A 22,815-nucleotide genomic window follows, 5' to 3' on the forward strand; every position below is an offset into this window, starting at 1 on the left:
GCCCATGGAACTCAAAGGCCTGAAAATAACCGTCATCGGCGCCGGGATCGGCGGCTTGACCGCAGCTCTGGCGCTGCGCCGCTTTGGCGCATCCGTCACTGTGCTGGAGCAGGCCGAGGCGATCTCCGAAGTGGGGGCAGGCCTGCAGATCACTCCCAATGGCGTGGCTGTGCTGAAGGCGCTGGGGCTGGCCGATGATCTGGCCTGGTGCTCGCAGCGCGCCCGCGCCGTGGTGCTGCGCGGCCACCGGCGCGGCAATCAGGTGCTGCGGCTGGATCTTGATGAATATTCAGCGGGGCATCCGTACTACTTTGTCCACCGCTCCGACCTGGTCGGCATTCTCGCCGGTGCCGCTCGCCGCGACGGTGTGCAGGTGCGGCTGCTGCAACGGGCGGACCGGGTCGAACCGGGCCTGCAGCCTGTCGTCCACCTCAGCAATGGCGCGCAATGCGGCGGCGATCTGGTGGTGGGCGCTGATGGGCTGCACTCGAAAGCCCGGGTGGCGCTGAACGGCGAACGAACGCCCTTTTTCACCGGCCAGGTGGCCTGGCGCGCCACTGTGCCCAACCATCTGAACCTGCCCGCCGAGGCGCAGGTGTTCATGGGGCCGGGGCGGCATCTGGTGGCTTACCCCTTGCGCGATGGCAGTCTGATGAACCTGGTTGCGGTGCAGGAACGCCGCGCCTGGGCCGACGAGGGCTGGCATTTCAAGGATGATCCCGCCAACCTGCGCGCCGCCTTTTCCGGTTTCGGCGGCCCTGCCGCGGCGCTGCTGGAAGCGGTGGAGGATGTATTGCTGTGGGGCCTGTTCCGCCACCCGGTCGCGGCCAGCTGGCACGGCGAAAACACCGCGATCCTGGGCGATGCGGCACATCCGACGCTGCCCTTCATGGCGCAGGGCGCGAATCTGGCGCTGGAGGATGCCTGGGTGCTGGCCCGTTCCCTGCAGGAAGCGCCGGATATCGCGCGCGGCTTGGCCGTGTACCAGTCCCGCCGCCGCGAGCGGGCCGAGAAGGTAGTGCAGGCGGCGGGCAAAAACGCCTGGAAATACCACTTGCGCGCGCCGCTCAGCTGGCCTGCGCATCAGGTGCTGAAGCTGGGCGGCCGCTTTGCACCCGGCAAGATGGTTAGCCAGTTCGATTGGATCTACCACCACGACGTCACCGCCTGAGACAGGGCCGGCGGGCGGCTCCCGCCCCTTTTCGGGTTCATCTGAAATGAACTCGAAAGCGTTGGGCCGGGCGCCGCGCTGATGCGCGGCGCGGGCGGCACTCTGTGTCAGATGTCCAGATCCACCCAGACCGGCACGTGGTCCGAGGGTTTTTCCCGCCCGCGCACATCCTTGTCGATCTGGCAATCGCGCAAGAGGTCGGCGGCCTGCGGCGTCAGCAGGAAATGGTCGATACGGATGCCGTCGTCGCGGTTCCACGCACCAGCCTGGTAATCCCAGAAGGAATAATGCCCCGGCCCCTGGTGCCGGGCGCGGAAGGCTTCGGTGAACCCAAGGTTGACGATCCGCTGAAACGCGGCGCGGCTTTCGGGCCGGTGCAGCGCGTCCTCCAGCCAGGCTTCGGGGCGCTTGGCATCCTCGGCCTGCGGGATGATGTTGTAGTCACCGGCCATCAGCGCGGGCATTTCCTCCGCCAGCAACGCTTCGGCGCGCGCCTTCAGCCGTTCCATCCAGGCAAGTTTATAGGCATATTTGCCGCCCGCCACCGGGCTGCCGTCCGCCTCCAGCTCAACCGGGTTGCCATTGGGAAGGTACAGGCCGCAGATGCGGATCGCCTGCTTGCCGACCACCGTGGCCTCGATCCAGCGGGCCTGTTCGTCGCTGTCATCGCCGGGCAGGCCGCGGCGCACGTCCTCCAGCGGCAGCTTTGACAGGATTGCCACCCCGTTAAAGCTCTTCTGGCCGTGGGTCTCGACGTTATAGCCGCGCTCTTCCAGCATTTCGCGCGGAAACGCCTCATCGACTGATTTGATCTCTTGCAGCACCGCCACGTCGGGCTGGGCTTCATCCAGCCAGTCCGGCAGCGCCTGCGCCCGGGCCTTGATGCCATTGATATTGAATGTGGCGATTTTCATGGCTTGCCTCCGGCACAGATTGCTTTATCCGAGGCCGATCTATCGCTGAATCAGCGTCGCGGGGCAAGCCCGAAGCACGATTCGGGAATCACTTGCGCAGCCGCGAATCATGGCTGTTTTGCACAGGTGAAAAGTACCCCTCAGGTTGAGTTTCTTTATTTTGCAATAATATACGTGTGAATAACGCGGTGAATAAGCTGTGGATGAATTGAAATAATTGAAATTGCGCAAAAAATAGCGAGTTGAAGTTAATGTAATCCGCACTAGAAAATACAATGTGAAATTGCATTTTCTATTTGCGCTGCGCGGTGTCCGTGCCAGCGTTGTGGAGCCTTTTGTCCTTAATGAATGGGGTTCCAAATGACTGCTCAGCACAAAATCCAGACCATCCACGCAGCCCGTCAAACTGCAGGCGCCAGCCTGTTCGAGGGTGATGGGGCAGAGATGTTCTCCTCTGGTTCGGCACCTGAATGTTCCGCGGACCTGACTGCGGGTGAGGGTGTTTCGTTGTTTTCTTCCGGGTCAATGCCGCAGGCCGCGCAAAGCTGGGCTGGCGGGGAAACCGGGTTGTTCTCCAGCGGTTCAGCGCCTGCGGCCCGCAGCGAAACAGCAGCTGGCGACCTGGTGGAGATGTTCTCTTCCGGCTCCGCTCCTGTTGCTCAAAGCGATGCCGCCGCAGGTGATCTGGTGCAAATGTTTTCCTCAGGGTCAGCGCCTGCGGATCAGTCAGAGATTGCGTCCGGGGATTTGACAGAAATGTTCTCTTCCGGTTCTGCTCCTGCGGCGGCACATGAAACCGCGGCAGGGGATCTGACGGAAATGTTCTCCTCCGGCTCGGCGCCAGCTGCGCAGGCCGAAACAGGTGCCGGCGATCTGACGGAGATGTTTTCTTCCGGTTCAGCCCCGGCCGCCGCGGCCAAGACGGGCGCGGGCGAGGGGACGCATCTGTTCTCTTCCGGTTCTGCCCCCGCAACGGCGGCACGGACCAGCGCGGGCGATGCCACCCGGCTGTTCTCCTCGGGCAGCTGATCCGGGCAGGGCCGGCTTCCTGCCCGGCTCCTGTCCCTGGGCGGCCCCGCAGCCGGGGCCGCCGATACCGCGCCGCATCTATCCGAACGAGGTTCCCATGGCCCAGATCATCCCGTTTTTCTCTCCTGCCGCCCGCCAGTCCCGGGCCTGTGCGCAAGAGACGCTGATTGCCGGTTTCGCAACGCACCGGCGCAGCCAGGAGGACGTTTTCTGGCTCAAGGAGAACGCCGAGCTGCTGAACATTCTGGAATGCACCGGGGCGGATGTTGCCGCTGACGCCCTGCAGCCCTTGCAGCAATTTTACGATGGTGCGGCGCGTCATATCAGTTTTTTCCGTCAGTATTACCGCTTTATCCTGTCGATCTGTCTGGACCTGGAGGATCTGGGCCTGCCGGGGCAGACCGGGGCGCAACTGGCAGGCTGGGTGTCCATGCAGGGGCTGGCGCAGGCCGAGCTGTCCGATTTGCAGCGCGCCGAGGCCCGGCGGCTGCTGGCGCGGCGCGGGATAGACCTGATCGACGACGGGCTGGACGACCGGCTGCGCGGTTTCATTTCGAACCCGCAGACCTTTGCCATTCCCAACAAGAAAGCAGCTTACGAGCTGACCCATATTGTTTTCTATCTCTCTGAATACGGCCGCCGCGATCCGGACCTGCCAGAGGCGGCGCTCACCAGTCTGGAATTTGCCGGTCTGGTGGCCTTTTTGGATCAGAATGCCGACCTGCTGGCAGAGATCTGCATCGCGTTGCGGTTTGCCGGCCAGCAGCCGCCTGCGGCCTGGGAGGCGTGGCTTGACCGGCAGGTTTCGGCCTATATGCTCGCTAAAGGAGAATTTTATGGACATCAGGATGCGTATCACGAGTATTTTGTGGTCAACTGGCTCATGCTGATGTCCGGGCGTCCGGCCTTTCGGCAGGCAGTCCCGATGGGCGGGGTGCATGTGTCGGCGCAGCAGGGAGGGAGCATTTTGAGGAGCCTGTCAGAAGCGGTTTTCGACGCCGGGATGGCGCGCAACAGCTGGAGCGCAGTGAAAGCGCGCGCCGAGGCTGTACTGAGCGAGGAGGAGCACGGGCTGCTCACCGCGGCAGAGCGCAGCTGTGCAAGGTTCGCAGGATTTTTCGAAGGCTTCGCCCGGGCGGGCAGCGCGGGGGCCGCGTGATGGGCGGCACCCGCAATCAGGCCTTGGGCGGTGCGCTGCTGGTGGTGGCCTATACCGGGTTGATCGCCTCGGCTGACGGGATCACCAAATTGCTGGCGGGCCAGTATGCGGTGGCGCAGCTTTATGCGCTGTCCGGCGCGATGGTGGTGGGGTTCTGCCTGCTGGCGGACCGGCTGCCGGCGCAGCGCGGCGGCTTCCGCACCCGCTGCCCGCGGGCGATGACGCTCAGGTCAGTGGCGACGCTGATCGCTGCGGTCTGTTTCTTCTATGCTTTCCGGCTGCTGCCCTTTGCCGAAGTGTTTGTCTTTATCGGCCTGATGCCGCTGCTGGCCGGCGCCATGTCGGGTCTGGTTTTGAAAGAGCCAGTGCGCCCGGCGGCCTGGATTGCGCTGGCTGCGGGATTTTGCGGCGTGTTGTTCCTGCTGCCGCATGGCAACGCGGACGCGCATGCATCCTGGGGCCATTTCGTGGCCTTTGGGGCCGTGCTTTCCGGCACGTTTTCCATGACCATGGCACGGTTTATCGGCCGTTATGAAAGCAACGCGCTGGCGCAGGTGTTCTATCCTAACCTGACGCTGTGCGGCGCAATGCTGTTGGCGCTGCCGTTTGTATGGGTGCCGATGCCGCTTGCTGATGTGGGGTGGGCTGCGGCCTATGCCTTCTTGTTGTTCGGCGCGCGCTGGCTGCTGGTGGTGGCGTTGCGGCTCATGGCTTCTTATGCGGTGACGCCGCTGATGAACCTGCAGTTCATCTGGATGGCGGTTATCGGTTCAGTCTTCTTTGGCGAGTTTCCGCCGGCCACCACCTATATCGGCGGCGCCATTGTGATTGCGTCCGGTCTGTATCTGGTCTGGGATCAGTTTGCCCCGGCCTTGCCGAGGCTGCGCGGCCAGGGACGGCTGCAGACCGATCCTTAGCGCCGGGTCAGCGTTGCGTCTGAGAAGTTGCGCCCGGCAAACGGGCGAAGGGCCCGCCCCTTGAGATGAGGGCGGGCGCTGCCTTGCCTGGCGGCAAGGCGGGATCATGATGCGCGGTGCCGGCTGGACGCCGGGTCACATCGAAAACGAGGTGCCGCAGCCGCAGCTGGAGGTGGCGTTGGGGTTCTCAATGGTGAAGCGGGCGCCGATCAGCTCCTCGGTGAAATCGATCACTGCGTTTTCCAGGAAGGGCAGGGAGACCGTGTCGACGACGACTTTTTCGCCCTGGCCCTCAAGCACCAGATCTTCGGGTTTCGCCTCGTCCAGCGCGATCTCGTACTGAAAGCCCGAGCAGCCGCCGCCTTCGACCGCGACGCGCAGCGCCTGGCCCTGGTCCGCGGCGCCGATCTCGGCCAGCCGGGCAAAGGCGCGGTCAGTGACTTTCGGGGGCAGGTTCATCAGGTTTCTCCACAGCGTTAGTTGCAGCGCAAGGCTTTATATATGAAGGTGCAATTCAAGCGGCAAGATTTGCTGGAGAAAAGATTTAATATGCATGCGCCTTATGCCACGTCACCGGACCGCAGCCGCGGCCGGCAGGTGACCGAGGAGGAAAGCTCCTTCCGATCGCCTTTTCAGCGCGACCGTGACCGGATCATCCACGCCAGCGCGTTCCGCAGGTTGAAACATAAGACCCAGGTGTTTGTCGAACATGAGGGCGACAATTACCGCACGCGGCTGACCCATTCGATCGAGGTAGGGCAGGTCGGCCGGACAATCGCCGGCGCCTTGGGGCTGAACCAGGAGCTGACCGAGGCGGTGGCGCTGGCGCATGATCTGGGCCACACGCCGTTCGGCCACACCGGTGAGGATGCGCTGCACAGGCTGATGGCGCCCTACGGCGGGTTTGATCATAACGCCCAGGCGATCCGTATTGTGACCTGTCTGGAGCGCCATTACGCCGAGTTCGACGGCTTGAACCTCACCTGGGAAACCCTTGAAGCGATTGCAAAACACAATGGTCCGGTGGTGGGGGAACTGCCCTGGGCGCTGGCGGAATGCAACGCGGCAGTGGATCTGGAGCTGCACACCCACGCAAGCGCCGAGGCGCAGGTGGCGGCGCTGGCGGATGACATCGCCTATAACAATCACGATCTGCACGATGCGCTGCGGGCCGGGCTGTTCGGCGATGATGATCTGGCCCGGCTGCCGTTGCTGGACAAGGCGTATGGCGCGGTGGACCGGCTGTATCCGGGACTGGACCCGAACCGCCGCCGGCACGAGGCGCTGCGGCGTTTTTTCGGGGTCATGGTCGGCGATGTGATCGGCACAGCCCGGATGCTGCTGGCGGAATCTGCTGTGCAGAGTGTCGAAGATGTGCGGGCGCTGGATTATCCGGTGGTGCAGTTCTCGCCGGAACTTTGGGCTGGGCTGAAGGACATCCGCGCCTTCCTGTTTGCCCGCATGTATCGCGCGCCTTCGGTGATGGAGAAACGCGCCAAGGTCGCCAAGGTGGTGGAGGCACTGTTTCCGTACTTTCTGGACAATCCGCAGGACATGCCGGAGCGCTGGCACGCCGATATTGCGGCTGCACAGGGACGCACCGCGCTGGCGCGGAATGTATCGGATTACATCGCCGGCATGACCGACCGCTTCGCCCTGCAGCAGCATGAGCGGCTGATCGGGGTGAAGGTCGAGGTCTGAGGGCTTCACCTTGTGTTCCTTGGGGGCTGTCTTGTCTGTTGCGGCCCTTTCCTTGTGTCGTTCCTGTGTGCCATGAAATAGGCAGAGTAGGGATGGCGGCGCCGCCACGATAGGCAGAGGGGAGGGCCGGAACGCCAGCGCGCCCAGGGTCCGGTCAAATGCTTCGTTAGTCAGACGCCCCTGCACCTTTTGCGGAGGTGGTCCTGGGGGGGGGCTGGTCTCCAGTGCGCACGGGGTGCCAGACCCGCGCCAAGGGCTGCAGCGGGAGTGACTTTCGCATAGTCAGGTTAAGGCGGCGCAAGCGGGGCATGCGGTGCCGCCGGCCGCTGCGCAACGGGTGAGTGCGGCTTGTTTTCGAGGACGTGTTCACGTAATGTTCCTGTCAGGTTGTTGATAGGAAGGATTGCAGGAATGATTGAGGGAAGCTGTTGCTGCGGCGCGGTGAAGTTTGAGCTGCTGGCGCAGCCGTCGCTGATGGGCACCTGCCATTGCTCGCGCTGCCGCAAGGCGGGGGCCAGCGCCATTGTGTTTGTGAAGAAGGAAGACCTGCGCTGGATTGCCGGCAAGGAGGAGGTGGCGCTGTATCAGCCTGCGCCACCCTATAAATACGGCCGTTGCTTCTGCCGGATCTGCGGCAGCTCGCTGGGCGAGATCCTGTCGCAGGACGCCAGTTTTCCGATCGCCGCAAACGCGCTGGACGGGGCGCTGGAGGCGACGAACAGTTTTCATGAGTTCGTGGGCGAGAAACCGGGCTGGTATGCGATTTGCGACGATGCGAAGCAGTCGGAGGGGCATCCGGCATAGGTGCGGCAGGTCTTCAGGCCGGGCCGCCTGCGGTCCGGTCTGTGCCCGGCCTCCCCCGCGGGACGGCGCATTTGCACCCGCCCGAGGCCGGGCGCGGACCTGCTGTTGTGTGTTCGGGGTGCGGAATGCTCTCAGTCAGGTTCCCGAATTGGCCGTAAGCCGTGCTATGATCTGGCCCTATGATGCTGCGGGGCGTTGGCGTTATCCGCGAAAGGAGCAGCAAGGGGGAAAGCCATGGCACGCTGGACCGTCACATTCACGGACAAGCCCGAAATGGACCGGGTGCGCGGCGACAAGAAACGGCGCGAGGCGCATATCGCCTTTGTGCGGTCCAGGTCCGGGCTGCAGATCGGCGGTGCGCTGGCGATGCGGCCGATGCAGGATTTCCCAGGCGCGATCTGGAATGTGGAGGCGGAGACCCGCCAGGATGTGGAACGGCTGATCTTGCAGGATCCTTATTACGTGGCCTCATTGCGCACCTACAAGATCACTGAATGGGGCACCGCCTCGGCCATTCAGGGAATGCTGTCATGACCGTGCCCCGGGAAACCCGCAAGACCGCGCCGGCGCTGACCCGCTGGGCGGTGATGTTCCGTGATGCGCCGGCGATGATGGATGTACGCGCCAGCGAAGCCCGGCGCGATGCCCATGTGGCCTATGTCAAGGATCACCCGGAGCTGCGGATCGGCGGCGGGCTGAAGCCGGACGCCGATGGCGATTTCTGCGGTGCACTGTGGATTGTCGAGGCCGAGGACCGGATTGAGGTGGAGCACCTGATCCATGGCGATCCGTTTTATGTGCCTGCTTTCCGGTCTTATGAGATCTTCACCTGGGGCAAGATCCTGGAAGACCAGACCGCAACCCTGTGAGGCCGGCGCGGTGGATGGTGGCGCAATTTTCTTGAGTAAGAAAATTGGCCGGAAAATTTGAATTTTCCGATGCGCTGCGCCTGGTGGCCCTGGCAGCACCTGCAATCCTGTTGACCCTGCCTTTGGCCCCCGGTATCCGCAGAGCTGAACATATGGGACGCCAGATATGAACCTCTTTACCGATATCCGCTCGCTTGTGATTGACAGTCTGACCGCGATGACCGCGGACGGCGCGCTGCCCGAGGGGCTTGATTTTGCCAATGTGGCGGTGGAGCCGCCGCGCGATGCCGCCCATGGCGACATGGCGACCAATGCGGCGATGGTGCTGGCTAAGCCCGCCAGGATGAAGCCGCGCGACATTGCCGAAGCACTGGCCGCCAGGCTGGCCGCGGATGCGCGGGTGACCTCGGCTGAGGTCGCAGGCCCCGGCTTTTTGAACCTGCGCCTTGCGCCCGGCATCTGGCAGAACCTTCTGAAATCGGTCCTGGACGCAGGAACTGATTTCGGCCGCTCGAGCCTGGGTGCGGGCAAGCGGGTGAACGTGGAATATGTCTCGGCCAACCCGACCGGTCCGCTGCACGTGGGCCATACCCGCGGCGCGGTGTTCGGCGATGCACTGGCCTCGCTTTTGGCTTATGCCGGCTATGACGTTACCCGCGAATACTACATCAACGACGGCGGCGGCCAGGTCGATGTGCTGGCGCGGTCTGTCTACCTGCGCTACCTGGAAGCGCACGGGCAGGACGTGGCGTTTGCCGACGGCACCTATCCGGGTGATTACCTGAAGCCGGTAGGGCAGGCGCTGAAAGACAAGGCGGGTGATGCTTATGTCGGTAAGGGCGAGGACGTCTGGCTGGCGGATGTGCGGGAGTTCTCCACCGAGGCAATGATGGTGCTGATCCGCGAGGATCTGGCCCAGCTTGGCATCGAAATGGATGTGTTCTATTCGGAAAAATCCCTCTATGGCACCGGCAAGATCGAGGCGGCGCTGGAGGCGCTGCAATCCAAGGGGCTGATCTATCAAGGCGTGCTGGAGCCGCCCAAGGGCAAGAAGCCCGACGATTGGGAACCGCGCGAGCAGACCCTGTTCAAATCCACCGATCACGGCGACGACGTCGACCGGGCGGTGAAGAAATCAGATGGCGCCTGGACCTATTTCGCACCGGACATTGCCTATCACTATGACAAGGTCGAGCGCGGCTTTGATGAGCTGATCGACATTTTCGGCGCCGACCACGGCGGCTATGTCAAACGGATGAAGGCGGCCGTGTCGGCGCTGTCGGACGGACGGGTGCCGCTGGATATCAAGCTGTGCCAGCTGGTCAAGCTGTTCAAGGACGGTCAGGAATTCAAGATGTCCAAGCGGGCAGGGACCTTTGTCACCCTGCGCGATGTTGTCGATGCGGTGGGTGCGGATGTGACCCGTTTCATGCTGCTGACCCGCAAGAACGATCAGGGCTTTGACTTTGACCTTGATAAGGCGCTGGAGCAGTCCAAGGATAATCCGGTGTTTTATGTGCAATACGCCAACGCGCGGATCTGCTCGACCCTGCGCAAGGCGGCGGAGCAGAATATTGCTGCCGATGATGCCACGCTGAACGCTGCAGATCTGAGCCTGATTGCCGACCCGGCGCAGCTGGCAGTGGTCAAGAAGCTGGCCGAATGGCCGCGCCAGGTGGAAATCGCCGCCCGCAGCAATGAACCGCACCGGGTGGCCTTCTATCTCTATGATCTCGCGTCTGAGTTGCACGGGCTGTACCATCTGGGCAAATCGAACGAAGGTTTACGATTTGTTAAGGAGAGCAGCCAATCGGCAACACATGCGAATTTGGCGCTGGCCCGGGCCGTTTCCGTTGTCATTTCCGCAGGTCTTGGTATTCTTGGCGTGAAACCGGCAGAAGAGATGCGATAACCAATGGGGCGCCAGCCCCTGCGGGCATAAATCGCGCAGTCCGCCGGACTGAGGCAGTTCAAGAGACCCAGCGGCAGCGCAGCCCATGCGCCGCCAAACCGGGCAGTGAGGCGGAAAATGGCGTATTTTGCGCAGGCGGGCCAAGGCCGCGCCTATGCACAAGGCAGCGGTCACGAACAGGACACTGCCCCGGAAAGCACATACACACAGCAGTATTCCGGTCAGCAATATGCCGGCCAGAACTCCGGCGGCCAGAACTCCGGAGGTCAGCACTATTCCGGGCCAGGGGCCGAGCCGAATTACGGATATGAAGACCCCGCCTATGGCTATCAGCCCGAAGGGCAGGGCCATGGCCCCCAGGACTATGCCGTTTTTGCTGCTCCTGCCGGGCTGCGGGCGCGATTCTCGAAATCGCTGAGCATTCTGGGGGCAGTTGCGTCGATTGCGCTGGTCGCCGGGGTGGGCTTTTGGGGCTACAAGCTGGTGATGCGGGATGTCAGCGGTGTACCAGTGGTGCGCGCAGCCGAAGGACCAATGCGCGAACAGCCTGTGCTGCCGGGCGGCTCTCAGGCGGATCATCAGGGGCTGGCTGTCAATGCGGTTGCCGCCAGCGGCAGCGCTGAAGCTCCTGCCGACCGGCTGACCCTGGCGCCGGCCGCCATTGAGCTGACCGAAGATGACAAACCGCTGCCCGAGCTGGCCGCCGAGGCCGCGCCGGCAGCTGCCGTGCCTGCGGCCCCGGTTGAACCCGGCGTTCCTGCAGCGCCCGGCGTCAGCGAAGAGGCCGTGGCCTCGTTCCAGAATGGCGACATCGATGCGCTGGTTGCCGAATTGGCGCGTGAGGCTGAGCCGCTTTCCGCCGCGGTACCCGCGTCGGCGCAGGCCCCTGCCATCGTGCAGCCGGAACCGCTGCAGCCGGCGCTTGCCGCGGCAGTCCCGTCGCCTGCAATTCTGAATGCGCCGGGGGTCAAGGTCTCGCTGCGGCCATCGGCCCGGCCCACACGGTTCAGCCCGGCTCCGGCCGCAGCCGCACCGGCAGCACGTGCCGGGACTGTTGATGTGGATCCGGCAACCCTTGCGGCAGGCACAAGGCTGGCGCAGCTTGGCGCCTATGAAAGCCCGGAGGTGGCGCGCGCCGAATGGGACCGCATCCATGCCCGTTTCGCGGACTATCTTGAGGGCAAGCAGCGGGTGATTCAGCGCGCCGAAAGCGGCGGGCGGACTTTCTACCGGCTGCGGGCGATGGGCTTTGCCGGCCTGTCGGACGCCCGCCGGTTCTGCTCGGCGCTGGTGGCTGGCAATGCCGACTGCATTCCGGTAACCACACGGTAACGAACCGCCCGGCCGTCAGGCCGGGCAGCGCCCGACGCGCCCAGTCAAACCGGAGGTTTGCCTGCGGCAAAACGGCGGGCGCTTTGCACTCACCCCGGGCCGGGCGCTGCCCTCCCGCATTTCAAGGGGCGATAGGACCGCATGACTTACGGAGCCACCATCCTTGACGCCGAGGGCCTGCGCCTGAGCGCGGACGAAAAGGCGTTTTTCCGCGATGCCGATCCGTTCGGCTTTATCCTGTTTGCCCGCAACCTGGAAGATGTCGAACAGATCCAGGCGCTGTGCGGCGATTTCCGCGAGGCGGTGGGCCGCAATGCCCCGATCACCATCGACCAGGAGGGCGGCCGGGTGCAGCGGCTGCGCAAACCGCTGGCGCGCAATTGGCTGCCGCCGCTGGAGCATGTGCAACTGGCGGGCGAGGACGCCGTGCGGGCAATGTACCTGCGCTATAGGCTGATTGCCCATGAGCTGTATACGCTGGGCATTGATAGCAACTGTGCGCCGATTGCCGATGTCGCCTGCATGGAAACCCATGAGTTTCTGAAGAACCGCTGCTATGGCACCAGCGCCGCAACGGTTGTCCGGATTGCCCGTGCCGTGGCCACCGCGCATCTTGATGGCGGCGTGCTGCCGGTGCTGAAGCATATCCCCGGCCATGGCCGCGCCGCTGCGGACAGCCATCTGGACCTGCCGCATGTGGCGAGCCACCCCGACGTGCTGGAGCAAAGCGACTTTGCCGCGTTCCAGGCACTGAACGGCCTGCCGCTGGGGATGACCGCGCATCTGGTCTATGACGCCTATGACGACCGCCCCGCCACCATCTCGCCGGTGATGATGCGGCTGATCCGCGAACGCATCGGGTTTGACGGGCTGGTGATGACCGACGACATCTCGATGAAGGCTCTGCAGGGCTCGCTGGCGGACAATGCCCGCGCTTCGATCGCGGCAGGCTGCGATGTTGTGCTTTTGTGCAATGCCTCGCTGGAGGAACGGATCGCGGTGGCTGAGGCCGCAGGGGCCATGACAGCGGCGGCGCAGACCCGCGCAGAACGCGCTTTGGCGGCCCGCCGCCCGCCTGCCGCCCTTGACATTCTGAGCGCTGAAAGAGAACTTGCCGCCCTCATGGGCGGGCAGGTTTATGGCTGAGCAGACACTTTTTTCAGACGCGGACACGACGGTAGAGGAGCGGCTGGCAGCCGAGGCCCTGATCGTGGATGTGGACGGGTTCGAAGGCCCGCTTGACCTGCTCTTGACCCTGTCGCGCACCCAGAAAGTGGACCTGCGCAAGATCTCGGTGCTGGAGTTGGCCAAGCAGTATCTGACCTTTGTCAACAAGGCCAAGGAATTGCGGATTGAGCTGGCCGCGGATTACCTGGTGATGGCGGCCTGGCTGGCGTTTCTGAAATCCCGCCTGCTGCTGCCGCCCGACCCGGCGGAAGACGGGCCGTCGGGCGAGGAGCTGGCGGCACATCTGGCGTTCCAGCTCGAGCGCTTGCAGGCGATGCGCGATGCCTCCGCCCGGCTGCTGGCCCGCGACCGGCTGGGCCGCGACTTCTTTGCCCGCGGCGAGGAAGAAAGCGTCGCCCGGATCAAGACCGTCACCTATACTGCCAACCTCCTGGATCTGATGCAGGCCTATGCCCGCATCCGCACCAAGGAGGATTTCCGCCCCTTTGTGATGGACCGGGAGTCGGTCTTTACGATGGAAGAAGCCCTGGAGCGGATGCGCCAGCTGTTGGGGTTTACCGGCGGTTGGACCGATCTGATCAGCTATCTGCCGGACGGCTGGCACAGCGATCCGGTCAAGCGCCGCTCGGCCACTGCCTCCACCTTTGCTGCGTCTTTGCAGCTGGTGAAAGAAGGCAGGCTTGAGCTGCGCCAGAGTGAGATTTTTGCGCCGATCCAGCTGCGCAGCCTGAACGAGGATACCTGATGGAAGACCAGCTTATGGACAGCCACGGCGCTCCCGTCCGCGAAGAGAGCGACACGCTGTTTGATGCGCCGCCGATGGCGGAGCAGGAGCGGATGGTCGAGGCGGTGCTGTTTGCCAGCGCTGAGCCTGTTACCTTACGCGATCTGGAAGGCCGGATGCCGCATGGCTGCAACCCGCGCGAGGCGGTGGAGCATCTGCGCAAGCGCTACGAGGGGCGCGGCGTGCGGGTGGTGCGTCTGGGCGATGCCTGGGCGATCCGCACAGCACCCGATCTGGGCTTTCTGATGCAGAAGGAAACCACCGAGCTGCGCAAGCTGAGCCGCGCCGCGATTGAGACTTTGGCGATTGTTGCCTATCACCAGCCGGTCACCCGCACCGAGATCGAAGAGATCCGCGGCGTGTCGGTGTCGCGCGGCACCATTGACCAGCTGATGGAGATGGACTGGATCCGCCTGGGCCGCCGCCGGATGACGCCGGGCCGCCCGGTGACCTTTGTGGTGACGCCGGTCTTCCTGGATCACTTCGGCCTGGAAAGTGCCCGCGACCTGCCGGGATTGAAAGAGCTGCGCGCCGCGGGCCTGCTGGAGAACCGGCCGCCGCCGGGGGCCTTTGCGATGGGCCAGGGGGGCGACGACGACGACGAGGAACCGGAAGAACAGGCGGAACTGTTCGAAGAGTGACGCCTCAGGGCGCGGTTTACGCAATCGTGTCTGCCGGTGTCTTGTCCCGGCGGTGTTTAGCGGTGTTCTGCGCCCCGGAATTGTCTTAATTTGCCCTTAAGATCGCGGGCAGTCAGAAAGCGGGGCCAAGGCTATGACATTGAATTCGATCATCAACATGGTGCTGCGGCGGCTGGTCAGCCGCGCAGTCAATGCGGGCGTTAATGCCGGCATCAGCGCGGTTGCCAAACGCGGCAAGGGTCAGCCGCGCAGCGCACCGCCCGCGCAGCAGGCGGGCAGTTCGCGCATTCCGCCGGTCAAGCCGGGGCGCCGTCAGGGCTGACCCGTTTGCGCCTCAGGCCCAAGGATTCGAGCGCAGCGCAGGCTGACAGCAGGGCGGAGACGGCTAAGCAGCCCGCCAGTCCCCAGCCGGCATAGGCCGCAGCGCCGCAAAAGGGGGCTGCGAAGACGCACAGGTAGGTCACGGTGCTGAACAGCCCCATGATGGCGCCGCGCTGCTGCGGATCCAGCTGTGTCACCCGCGCCACCACTAGGTTCAGCGCCAGATGCTGGCAGATCCCCCACAGCACCGCGAGGCCCAGCAGCAGCATGTATTGGTCCGCCCAGACCATCATCAGCAAATAGCTGGCAGTGACGCCCAGAAACACCGGCGGCGTCGCCCGCGCCAGGCCCAGCCGGTCCAGCAGCGGATCCAGTAGCACCGCCAGGCCAAAGCCGATGCCGTAGAACAGCGGCAGCAGGCCCGCCTGGGTGGTGCTGTGCCCCAGTGCTTGGGCGATATGGGCACCAGTGAAGAAATAGCTGCTGTAAAAGCCCAGCATCAGCAGCGCAGTGGCCAGCAACCCGCCTGTGATGCCCGGCACCCGCAGCGCGGTCAGCGGCGAGGTTGCCTGGCCGCTGGGGCTGCCTGCCCCGCGCAAGGCGCGCGCCGCGCCCCACAACACAAGCGCCACGCCTGACAGGGCGCCATAGACCGCCCGCCAGCCTGCCAGATCGGTGGCCCAGGCGCTGACGCTGACGCCCAGCACCATCGACACCGTCCAACCCGCCAGCACATAGCCCAGCACCTGTGCCTCGCGTCCTTTGGGGGCAATCACCATCGCCAGCGTATAGATCGAGGGCAGGGCGGCGCCCGCTGCCAGCCCGCACACCGCCTGCGCCGCCATCAGCCACCAGACATCCGCTGCTGCGGCACTGGCCGCCAGCCCAGCGGCTAGCAGCATGAGGGCTGCGCGCAGCAGCCGCCCGGCGCCGATGCGGTCTGCCATTGGCGCCAGCAGCAGCGCCGCCGCGGCAACCCCGAGGCCATAGGCGCTGGCGGCCCGCATCACCTCTGTTGTGCTGGCCTCCAGGGTTTCACTGACAGCCGTCACCACCGGCGACAGCAGCAGGGAGTTTGCACCAATCACGCCAATTGCGCTCATCAGGATCAGAATCGGGGTTCGCATGGGTTTACCTTGAAAAATGTTCAGATAACTTTGCTATGTGCTGAATGACGTTCTGTGAAGGGCAGCTGGATATGGCAACGGAAATAACAGATGGGGTTCGGAAGAATACGGGGCCGGCCCGGGTTCTGGACGCGTTGGACCGAAGAATATTAGGCGCGCTGAGCGTCGATGCGACGCTGTCTTATACAGCCATCGGGCAGGTTGTGGGGTTGTCAGCGCCCGCGGTGCATGAGCGGGTCAAGCGGCTGCGCGCCTCTGGCGCGATTGAGGCAACCATTGCGCGGCTGGACGGCGCTGCAGTGGGCAAGCCGCTGTTGGCCTTTATCCATGTGGACACCGAGGGCTGGGGCGTGACCACGGATCTTTTGGCGCTGCAAGAGATGCCGGAGCTGGAGGAGGTGCACAGCTCTGCCGGGGATACCAACCTGATTCTCAAGGTGCGGGTGGCCTCCCCCAAAGCGCTGGAGGGGCTGCTGGCGCGGATTTACGAGGTCGGCTGTGTGCGGGCCACCCGCACCTATACGGTGCTGTCGACGCATCTGGACCGGCCGGTGCAGGCGGGCACGACGAAGGAACTGGCGGACGGCGGGCCGGTGAAGTAACCACCCGGCTTTTGGGCCGGGTGCTGCCCTATTTGCTATCAGGCAGGCGTCTTGAAGTGCTTTGACAGCTTCAGCCCCTGGCCCTGGTAATTCGAGGCAATCCCGGCGCCATAAAGCTGCTCGGGCACCTCGGCCATCTTCTCATAGACCAGACGTCCCACCACCTGGCCGTGCTCCAGCACAAACGGCGCCTCGTGGCAGCGCACCTCCAGAACCCCGCGCGAGCCGGTGCCGCCGGCCGCGTCATGGCCGAATCCAGGATCGAAGAAGCCCGCGTAATGCACCCGGAATTCACCCACCATCGCCAGATAGGGCGCCATCTCGGCGGCAAAGGCGGGCGGGATATGCACCGCTTCGCGACTGACCAGAATGTAAAAGGCACCAGGATCCAGAATGATGCGGCCCTCCTTGGTGCGCACTTCCTCCCAGTATTCCTGCGGGTCGTATTCGCCGATCCGGTCCAGGTCGATCACGCCGGTATGCGGCTTGGCGCGGTAGCCGACCAGATCACTGCCGGGCAATTTCAGATCAACCGAAAAGCCCAGGCCATCCTCAATCACCGCGTCGCTGTCAACCAGCGGCGAGCCTGCGTGCAGCATTTTCAGCTCGGCATCGCTGAGGACTGCCTGGCCGGTGCGGAACCGGATCTGGTTGAGACGCATGCCGGGCCGTACCAGCACCGAAAAGGACCGGGGACAGATCTCGGCATAAAGCGGGCCGGTGTAGCCGGGTTTGATGCGGTCAAACTCCTCGCCGCCGTCGGTGATGGTGCGGGTCAGAAGATCCAGCCGCCCGGTGGAGCTTTTGGCATTGGCCACCGCAGAGACATCCTTTGGCAGCGCCAGGCTTTCCATCAAGGGCACCACATAGACGCAGCCTTTTTCCAGCACCGCGCCGCCCTCAAGGCTGATCCGGTGCATCTCAAACTCGGTCAGACGGTCGGAAACGCTGCGGCCCTGGCCGGTCAGAAACGAGGCACGCACCCGGTAAGCCACGTTGCCCAGGCGCAGGTCCAGGCTGGCGGGCTGCACCTGGCCTTCGACCAGCGGGGTGCTGACGGCGATTTCGCCGTGATCCAGCATCTTTTCAATGGTTTGGCTGGGCAATACGCCTGTCATGTCCTGTCCCCCTCAGTGCCGGCTTTGCGGCGATGCTGGCCGAATTGGCCGCGCTGCGCAATCGGCAAAGCCCTGCGCTGGATACGAAAACGCCCGGGTGCGTGAACACCCGGGCGTTTTTCATATGGTCGGGCTAGCAGGACTCGAACCTGCGACCTTCCGTCCCCCAGACGGACGCGCTACCAGGCTGCGCCATAGCCCGTTGAGGAGCCTTCTAACCGTTTTGGCGGCAGGGGCAAGAGGGGGCGGCAATATTTTTCGCGCCGCCGCAAAGAAAGTCAGCAGAGGAAAGCAGTTGCAGGGCAGGCCAGCTGCGGCAGCCGTTTCCCGGGACGGGCGACGGGCTGGACTTCGGTTCAGTGGCTGCTTGCAGTAAGGACCCGCAGTTCTTCCGCGCAGGCGGCAATTTCACCCAATACATGCGGCGGCAAGCTGCGGATGGCGGCGAGATGCGCCAGAACACCCGGTTGCGGCACCGGAGGCCGGGCTGGAGGCTGGACTGGCGGCTGGGCTGGCGCGCCGGGCGCCGTGGTTTCCGTTGCAGCCTCTTGAGGTGCCGGCGATTCCGTTTCTGCCGGTCCGTCCTGGGGCGCTTCGGCCGCAGGGTCGAAGCCGGAGGAGAATTCCAGCGCATCCACTTGCCGGGCGGCCTCGTCCAGATCATGCGGCGGGAAAGACATCGCGGGATCCGCTTCTGAAGCAGGCGCGGCGGCGGCCTCGGGCGGGGCCAAGCCGAAGTCCAGCGGCTCTTCCGGCTGCAGGCCTGCGGCGGCCACCAGCGTGTCCTCGGCAGGCTCCGGATCCGCTGGCGGGGCGTCCGCTGCAAAAGCTGCTGGTTCTTCTGCGGGCGCCGGTGTCTGGCTGGAAACGGAGCCTTCCACCGGGACCGGCTGTTCTGCCGGCGCGGCCCCGGCCGCCGATTCGGACCTGGCTTCGGGCGCTTGTTCTGCAACCGGCTCTGCGGCTTGTTCCGGTTCCGCCGCTGCGGCTGGTTCGTCCAGCGGTGCGGCGGAGGGATCAGAGGCAGGCTCTGCCATTGGCGCCGGCGTGCTGTCTGATTCTTCCGGGACTGCGGGCTGTTCCGGAACGGGTTCCGGATTCGCAGCCGCATCGGCTTCCCAAACAAATTCTTGCGGCTCTTCGATTGCCGCTTCGGGGGGCAGACCCGGCACTGCGGCTGGGATATCCGTGGCGGCGGGCTGCGCCTCCTCGGCCTCTGGCGCTGCGGTGCCCGGATCAAGTGCCGCGGCTTCGCGTGCAGGCGGTGCCGCCTCTGGCTCTGCCGGCGGCTGCTCCAGAGGCAGGTCCGTGGCCTTGGTTGCCGGTTGGTCCCCGGCCGGGCCGGAGGCAGCTGGGAGGTCTGCGGAATCCGCACCGGCTTGCGGCGGCTCCGCTGCGGCAGGATCGTCTGCAAGGCTGTCCATCACTGGCGCAGCCGGCTCTGCCTTGGCGTCAGTGGCGGAAATCTCAACCGCAGCAGCAGGCGCGGGGTCTTCAATCACCGGCGTGGCGGCGGGGCGGTCCTGTACGGGTGCTTCCGGTGCCGTGGCGGCGGCGGCGGGCTGATCGACTGAGGACGCCGCGCTGTTCGCATCGGCTGAGACATCCTTAGCAGTCTCAGCGGCGGGCAGATCCAGCGATACAGCAGAGTCAGGCGCATCAGTACCGGGCAAAGCGGCAGAGGCTTCGGGCTCCGAGGCGCCGGTAACGGGCAGGTCTGCAGGGACTTTTGCCACGGGGGATTCGCCGGGGCCGGTTGTTGGCTGTTCTGTGCCGGTCTCTGCACCGTTGTCAGCGGCGGGCGGCTCCGGGTCCGTCTGATTTTGCGGCTTGGGGGCGGATTCGGGGCTGGATACAGGGCCGGTTTCGGAGGCAGATTCCGGGCCGCTGTCCGGCAGCGCGCCGGTTTCAGCCGTGGCTGCATCAGCTGCCGCCGTGGGCGGGAAGCCGACCACATTGCTGCCCGGGTCAGGATCCTGCGCGGCTGCGTCAAGGCTCAGCTCCAGCGAACTTTGCCAATCATCGCCAAGCTTATCGGCCGGCGGCACGGCTTCGGGGCGCTCTGCGGCTGAGCCGTCAAGCGAATGGGAAAAGCCGGACACATGCGCCGCGCCATGCTCGCGCAGCAGCGCCTGCACCTCCTTGATCGGCAGCCCGTCGTCATGCAGCAGTTTCTTGATGCCGCCCAGAAGCAGCATATCCGCAGGCCGGTAATAGCGCCGCCCGCCGGCACGCTTTACAGGTTTGAGCTGGGTGAACTTGCTCTCCCAGAAGCGCAGGACATGGGCCTGCACGCCCAGCCATTCCGCAACTTCGCTAATGGTGCGGAACGCGTCCGGTGATTTCGACATGGCCTATTGGTCCCGTTATTTACGGTTGCCGTCTGCCACGCGGTCTTTCATCAGGTGGGAGGGCCGGAAGGTCAGCACGCGCCGCGGCTGAATCGGCACTTCTTCGCCGGTTTTCGGGTTGCGCCCGACCCTGGCTGATTTGTCCCGCACGCTGAATGTGCCGAACGAGGAAATCTTCACCTGTTCACCGCGCACCAGGGCATCCGACATGTATTGCAGCATGCTTTCCACCAGCTGCGCGCTTTCGTTGCGCGACAGGCCGACTTCCCGGAAAACTGCTTCACTCAAATCCATTCGTGTAAGTGTTTTTTCGCCCATACCATTCCCCGTTGTTTGCCAAAGCATAGGGCGCGGGGAATTTCCCTGTCAATATCAATGAATTGCGCGGGGTGTTTCGGGCGGAAATTAAGACTGCAGGGTTACCAGCGCACCACAACGGCACCCCAGGCGAGGCCGCCGCCGATGGCTTCGGTCACAATCAGATCGCCTTCCTTGATCTGGCCGCGCTCTTTGCCGACGGACAGGGCCAGCGGAATGGAGGCGGCAGAGGTGTTGCCGTGATCCTGCACGGTTACCACCACGTTGTCCATGCTGAGGCCCATTTTCTTGGCCGTGCCCTGGATGATGCGGATATTGGCCTGATGCGGCACGATCCAATCCACATCCGCGGCCGCCAGCCCGGCCTTGTCCAGTGCGGTGTTCGCGGTAGAGGCGAGTTTTTCCACTGCGTGGCGGAACACCTGGTTGCCCTGCATCCGCAGATGGCCGGTCGACTGGGTGGAGACGCCGCCGTCCACATACAAGAGATCCTTGTAGCGGCCGTCCGAGTTGAGGTCGGTCGACAGGATGCCGCGGTCCCTGTTGGTGCCGGGCTGCTCCTGACCTTCCAGCAGCAGCGCGCCGGCGCCGTCGCCGAACAGCACACAGGTGCCGCGGTCGGTCCAGTCCATGATCCGGCTGAAGGTCTCGGCGCCGATCACCAGCACCCGCTCTGCCTGGCCCGAGGCGATCAGCGCGTTGGCATTGCTCAGCGCATAGACAAAGCCGGCGCAGACCGCCTGCACGTCAAAGGCAAAGCCTTTTGTCATGCCCAGCTTGGACTGCACCATGGTGGCGGCGGAGGGAAAGGTGAGGTCGGCGGTGGAGGTTGCCACGATGATGGCGTCCACATCTTCAGCCGTCAGCCCTGCGTCTGCCAAAGCGCGTTCCGCTGCCTTGGCGGCCATATCCGATGTGGTCTCACCCTCGGCGGCGAAATGGCGGCGTTCGATGCCAGACCGGCTGCGGATCCAGTCGTCCGTGGTATCCAGCGTGGCTTCGAATTCCGCGTTTTCAACCACCCGTTCGGGGAGATAGTGTCCTGTGCCAACAACTACCGCGCGTCGCGTCATTCGATTGCCTGCCTATTTTAATCTTTTTCGGTGGCCGCCCGCGTCTCGCGGGGGGCAGTATCATCTTGGGTATGCGCACCGGCAGATGCAACCCGTGCTGCCAGCTTTTCGGCGAATCCATGCTCTGCCAGCCGGAACGCCAGCTTGACCGCAGCGGAAACCCCCATGGCATCGGCGCCGCCGTGGGATTTCACCACAGTGCCATTGAGCCCCAGGAACACGCCGCCGTTGACCCGGCGCGGATCCATCCGTTTGGACAGTCTTTTCAAAGAGGTCATCGCCAGAACGGCGGCAATCTTGGACAAAAACGAGTATTCAAAGGCTTCCCGCAAGGCGGTGCGTATCACCCGCGCGGTGCCTTCGCCGGTCTTGATCGCCACATTTCCGGTAAAGCCGTCGGTGACGATCACATCTGCGGTATCACCTGGAATATCGCTGCCTTCGACAAAGCCGGTGAATTCATAATTCGCCTGTGCGGCGTTCTCCGCAATCAGCGCATGGGCCTCTTTCAGCACGGCACTGCCCTTGTGCTCTTCGGTGCCCACGTTCAGCAGACCGACGCGCGGGCAGGCAATGTCCATGGAATTGCGCACGTAGGAGGTGCCCATCAGCGCATATTGCAGCAGATCCTCGGCGTCCGCCTTCACGTCGGCGCCGACATCCAGCATCACGTTGAAGCCCTGCGGATTCAGCGACGGCCACAGGATGGCAATGGCGGGGCGGTTAACGCCCGGCAGCTTGCGCAGACGCAGCATCGACAGCGCCATCAGCGCGCCGGTGTTGCCGCAGGATACAGCGCCGCCCGCTTCGCCGTTCTTGACCGCATCCAGCGCCGACCACATCGAGGTGCCCTTGCCGTTGCGCATCACCTGGGAGGGTTTGTCCTCCATGGTGACAACGTCGCGGACATCGCGAATCTCAACCCGGCCCTCAAGGATGCGTTTTTTGGCGACCAGCGGTTTCAGCTGTTCGGCGGGGCCGTGAAGGATGAAGCCGATATCGGGATTCTTATCTGCCGACATAGCGATACCGGCCACCACAACAGCGGGGCCGGCGTCTCCGCCCATGGCGTCAACAGAAATGGTGATGCGGCCGGCTTTTGCCTGATTTTGATCGGGTTTACCCGTCATGCGAAAGCCTGCCTGGCATCAAATCCTGTCCGTGGCTTATGCCGCGTCTTCGTCGATCTCGATCTCGTCAGCCGCTGCGACGATTTCTTTGTCGTCGTAATGGCCGCAGGAGGGGCATACGTGGTGCGGGCGCTTCAGCTCGCCGCAGTTGCCGCATTCGTTCGGGTTTGCAGCAACCAGTGCATCGTGCGCGCGGCGGTTGTTGCGGCGCGATTTGGATACTTTATTCTGTTGGACGGCCATGTCTCAACCTTTGTCTTTTGGGCCTTGGGGCCATCCCCGCGGCGCGATTGCGTTCTGTTCGATCAGTCTGACGTGCGTTTAGGCGCCTGCCCAAGCATTGTCCAACCAAAA

The 22,815-nt window shown here is 64.1% G+C and carries 24 protein-coding genes and 1 tRNA gene; 15 read left to right on the top strand and 10 right to left on the bottom strand.

Annotated elements, in window-relative coordinates:
• Positions 1-4 precede the first annotated feature (4 nt).
• A complete protein-coding gene (locus K3555_RS07325; RefSeq protein WP_260007968.1) occupies positions 5-1,171 on the top strand; it encodes an FAD-dependent monooxygenase in 1,167 nt (388 codons plus the stop codon).
• Between the two features lie 107 nt (positions 1,172-1,278).
• Here the strand turns inward: K3555_RS07325 and xth are convergent, their stop codons facing one another.
• Positions 1,279-2,085 (bottom strand): exodeoxyribonuclease III, encoded by an 807-nt coding sequence (gene xth / locus K3555_RS07330; RefSeq protein ID WP_259998445.1) that lies wholly within the window; start codon positions 2,083-2,085, stop codon positions 1,279-1,281.
• A 360-nt stretch (positions 2,086-2,445) separates the two neighbouring features.
• Here xth and K3555_RS07335 point away from each other — a divergent pair, with 360 nt between their 5' ends.
• From K3555_RS07335 to K3555_RS07345, 3 genes are all read left to right on the top strand, one after another.
• Positions 2,446-3,114: a DUF6749 family protein gene (locus K3555_RS07335; RefSeq protein ID WP_260007969.1), complete on the top strand. Its 669-nt coding sequence runs from the start codon at positions 2,446-2,448 to the stop codon at positions 3,112-3,114.
• A gap of 97 nt (positions 3,115-3,211) precedes the next feature.
• Entirely contained in the window at positions 3,212-4,273 is a 1,062-nt protein-coding gene (locus K3555_RS07340; protein ID WP_260007970.1) for a DUF6902 family protein, read from the top strand.
• Positions 4,273-5,190, top strand: coding sequence for a DMT family transporter (locus K3555_RS07345; protein ID WP_260007971.1), 918 nt, complete (start codon positions 4,273-4,275; stop codon positions 5,188-5,190). Before K3555_RS07340 ends, K3555_RS07345 begins: the two co-directional genes overlap by 1 nt.
• A gap of 135 nt (positions 5,191-5,325) precedes the next feature.
• Here the strand turns inward: K3555_RS07345 and K3555_RS07350 are convergent, their stop codons facing one another.
• Positions 5,326-5,649 (bottom strand): iron-sulfur cluster assembly accessory protein, encoded by a 324-nt coding sequence (locus K3555_RS07350; protein ID WP_134830090.1) that lies wholly within the window; start codon positions 5,647-5,649, stop codon positions 5,326-5,328.
• Between the two features lie 90 nt (positions 5,650-5,739).
• Here K3555_RS07350 and K3555_RS07355 point away from each other — a divergent pair, with 90 nt between their 5' ends.
• The 10 genes from K3555_RS07355 (at position 5,740) to K3555_RS07400 (ending at position 14,743) form a co-directional block, all read left to right on the top strand.
• Positions 5,740-6,891 carry a deoxyguanosinetriphosphate triphosphohydrolase gene (locus K3555_RS07355; protein WP_260007973.1) on the top strand — a complete coding sequence of 384 codons (1,152 nt, stop codon included), beginning with the start codon at positions 5,740-5,742 and terminating at the stop codon, positions 6,889-6,891.
• Between the two features lie 411 nt (positions 6,892-7,302).
• Complete coding sequence (locus K3555_RS07360; protein ID WP_260007975.1) at positions 7,303-7,695, top strand: GFA family protein; 393 nt, start codon at positions 7,303-7,305, stop codon at positions 7,693-7,695.
• A 234-nt stretch (positions 7,696-7,929) separates the two neighbouring features.
• The gene (locus K3555_RS07365) at positions 7,930-8,229 is read left to right on the top strand and encodes a YciI family protein (RefSeq protein WP_129371218.1); all 300 of its coding nucleotides are present in this window, start codon (positions 7,930-7,932) and stop codon (positions 8,227-8,229) included.
• A complete protein-coding gene (locus K3555_RS07370; protein WP_260007977.1) occupies positions 8,226-8,564 on the top strand; it encodes a YciI family protein in 339 nt (112 codons plus the stop codon). Before K3555_RS07365 ends, K3555_RS07370 begins: the two co-directional genes overlap by 4 nt.
• 166 nt (positions 8,565-8,730) lie before the next feature.
• A complete protein-coding gene (gene argS / locus K3555_RS07375; RefSeq protein ID WP_260007978.1) occupies positions 8,731-10,476 on the top strand; it encodes an arginine--tRNA ligase in 1,746 nt (581 codons plus the stop codon).
• 117 nt (positions 10,477-10,593) lie between these two features.
• Positions 10,594-11,808, top strand: coding sequence for an SPOR domain-containing protein (locus K3555_RS07380; RefSeq protein ID WP_260007980.1), 1,215 nt, complete (start codon positions 10,594-10,596; stop codon positions 11,806-11,808).
• A 141-nt stretch (positions 11,809-11,949) separates the two neighbouring features.
• A complete protein-coding gene (nagZ, locus tag K3555_RS07385) occupies positions 11,950-12,954 on the top strand; it encodes a beta-N-acetylhexosaminidase (RefSeq protein WP_260007981.1) in 1,005 nt (334 codons plus the stop codon).
• Entirely contained in the window at positions 12,947-13,741 is a 795-nt protein-coding gene (locus tag K3555_RS07390) for a ScpA family protein (protein WP_259991543.1), read from the top strand. The genes nagZ and K3555_RS07390 overlap by 8 nt, the downstream gene beginning before the upstream one ends.
• The gene (gene scpB, locus K3555_RS07395) at positions 13,741-14,421 is read left to right on the top strand and encodes an SMC-Scp complex subunit ScpB (protein ID WP_259991545.1); all 681 of its coding nucleotides are present in this window, start codon (positions 13,741-13,743) and stop codon (positions 14,419-14,421) included. Before K3555_RS07390 ends, scpB begins: the two co-directional genes overlap by 1 nt.
• 133 nt (positions 14,422-14,554) lie before the next feature.
• A complete protein-coding gene (locus K3555_RS07400; protein ID WP_129371212.1) occupies positions 14,555-14,743 on the top strand; it encodes a hypothetical protein in 189 nt (62 codons plus the stop codon).
• Here the strand turns inward: K3555_RS07400 and K3555_RS07405 are convergent.
• The gene (locus K3555_RS07405; protein WP_260007982.1) at positions 14,718-15,869 is read right to left on the bottom strand and encodes an MFS transporter; all 1,152 of its coding nucleotides are present in this window, start codon (positions 15,867-15,869) and stop codon (positions 14,718-14,720) included. The genes K3555_RS07400 and K3555_RS07405 overlap by 26 nt on opposite strands.
• Before the next feature lie 71 nt (positions 15,870-15,940).
• On the opposite strand from K3555_RS07405, the gene K3555_RS07410 reads away from it, so the two are divergent.
• Positions 15,941-16,471 carry an Lrp/AsnC family transcriptional regulator gene (locus K3555_RS07410; protein ID WP_260007984.1) on the top strand — a complete coding sequence of 177 codons (531 nt, stop codon included), beginning with the start codon at positions 15,941-15,943 and terminating at the stop codon, positions 16,469-16,471.
• A 38-nt stretch (positions 16,472-16,509) separates the two neighbouring features.
• On the opposite strand, the gene K3555_RS07415 is transcribed toward K3555_RS07410, so the two are convergent.
• The 7 genes from K3555_RS07415 to rpmF form a co-directional block, all read right to left on the bottom strand.
• Positions 16,510-17,589, bottom strand: coding sequence for a 2'-deoxycytidine 5'-triphosphate deaminase (locus K3555_RS07415; RefSeq protein WP_260007985.1), 1,080 nt, complete (start codon positions 17,587-17,589; stop codon positions 16,510-16,512).
• Positions 17,590-17,714: 125 nt separating this feature from the next.
• Positions 17,715-17,791: transfer RNA gene (locus K3555_RS07420), tRNA-Pro, on the bottom strand.
• Between the two features lie 154 nt (positions 17,792-17,945).
• A complete protein-coding gene (locus K3555_RS07425) occupies positions 17,946-19,940 on the bottom strand; it encodes a MerR family transcriptional regulator (protein ID WP_260007987.1) in 1,995 nt (664 codons plus the stop codon).
• A gap of 15 nt (positions 19,941-19,955) precedes the next feature.
• Positions 19,956-20,258: an integration host factor subunit alpha gene (gene ihfA, locus K3555_RS07430; RefSeq protein ID WP_024090431.1), complete on the bottom strand. Its 303-nt coding sequence runs from the start codon at positions 20,256-20,258 to the stop codon at positions 19,956-19,958.
• Positions 20,259-20,359: 101 nt separating this feature from the next.
• Positions 20,360-21,331 (bottom strand): beta-ketoacyl-ACP synthase III, encoded by a 972-nt coding sequence (locus tag K3555_RS07435; protein WP_259991557.1) that lies wholly within the window; start codon positions 21,329-21,331, stop codon positions 20,360-20,362.
• Between the two features lie 17 nt (positions 21,332-21,348).
• Positions 21,349-22,461, bottom strand: coding sequence for a phosphate acyltransferase PlsX (gene plsX / locus K3555_RS07440; protein WP_260007988.1), 1,113 nt, complete (start codon positions 22,459-22,461; stop codon positions 21,349-21,351).
• Between the two features lie 36 nt (positions 22,462-22,497).
• The gene (gene rpmF, locus K3555_RS07445; RefSeq protein WP_008558107.1) at positions 22,498-22,704 is read right to left on the bottom strand and encodes a 50S ribosomal protein L32; all 207 of its coding nucleotides are present in this window, start codon (positions 22,702-22,704) and stop codon (positions 22,498-22,500) included.
• Positions 22,705-22,815: the final 111 nt, after the last annotated feature.

The organism is Leisingera sp. M527 (genome assembly GCF_025141525.1).
GTDB lineage: Bacteria > Pseudomonadota > Alphaproteobacteria > Rhodobacterales > Rhodobacteraceae > Leisingera.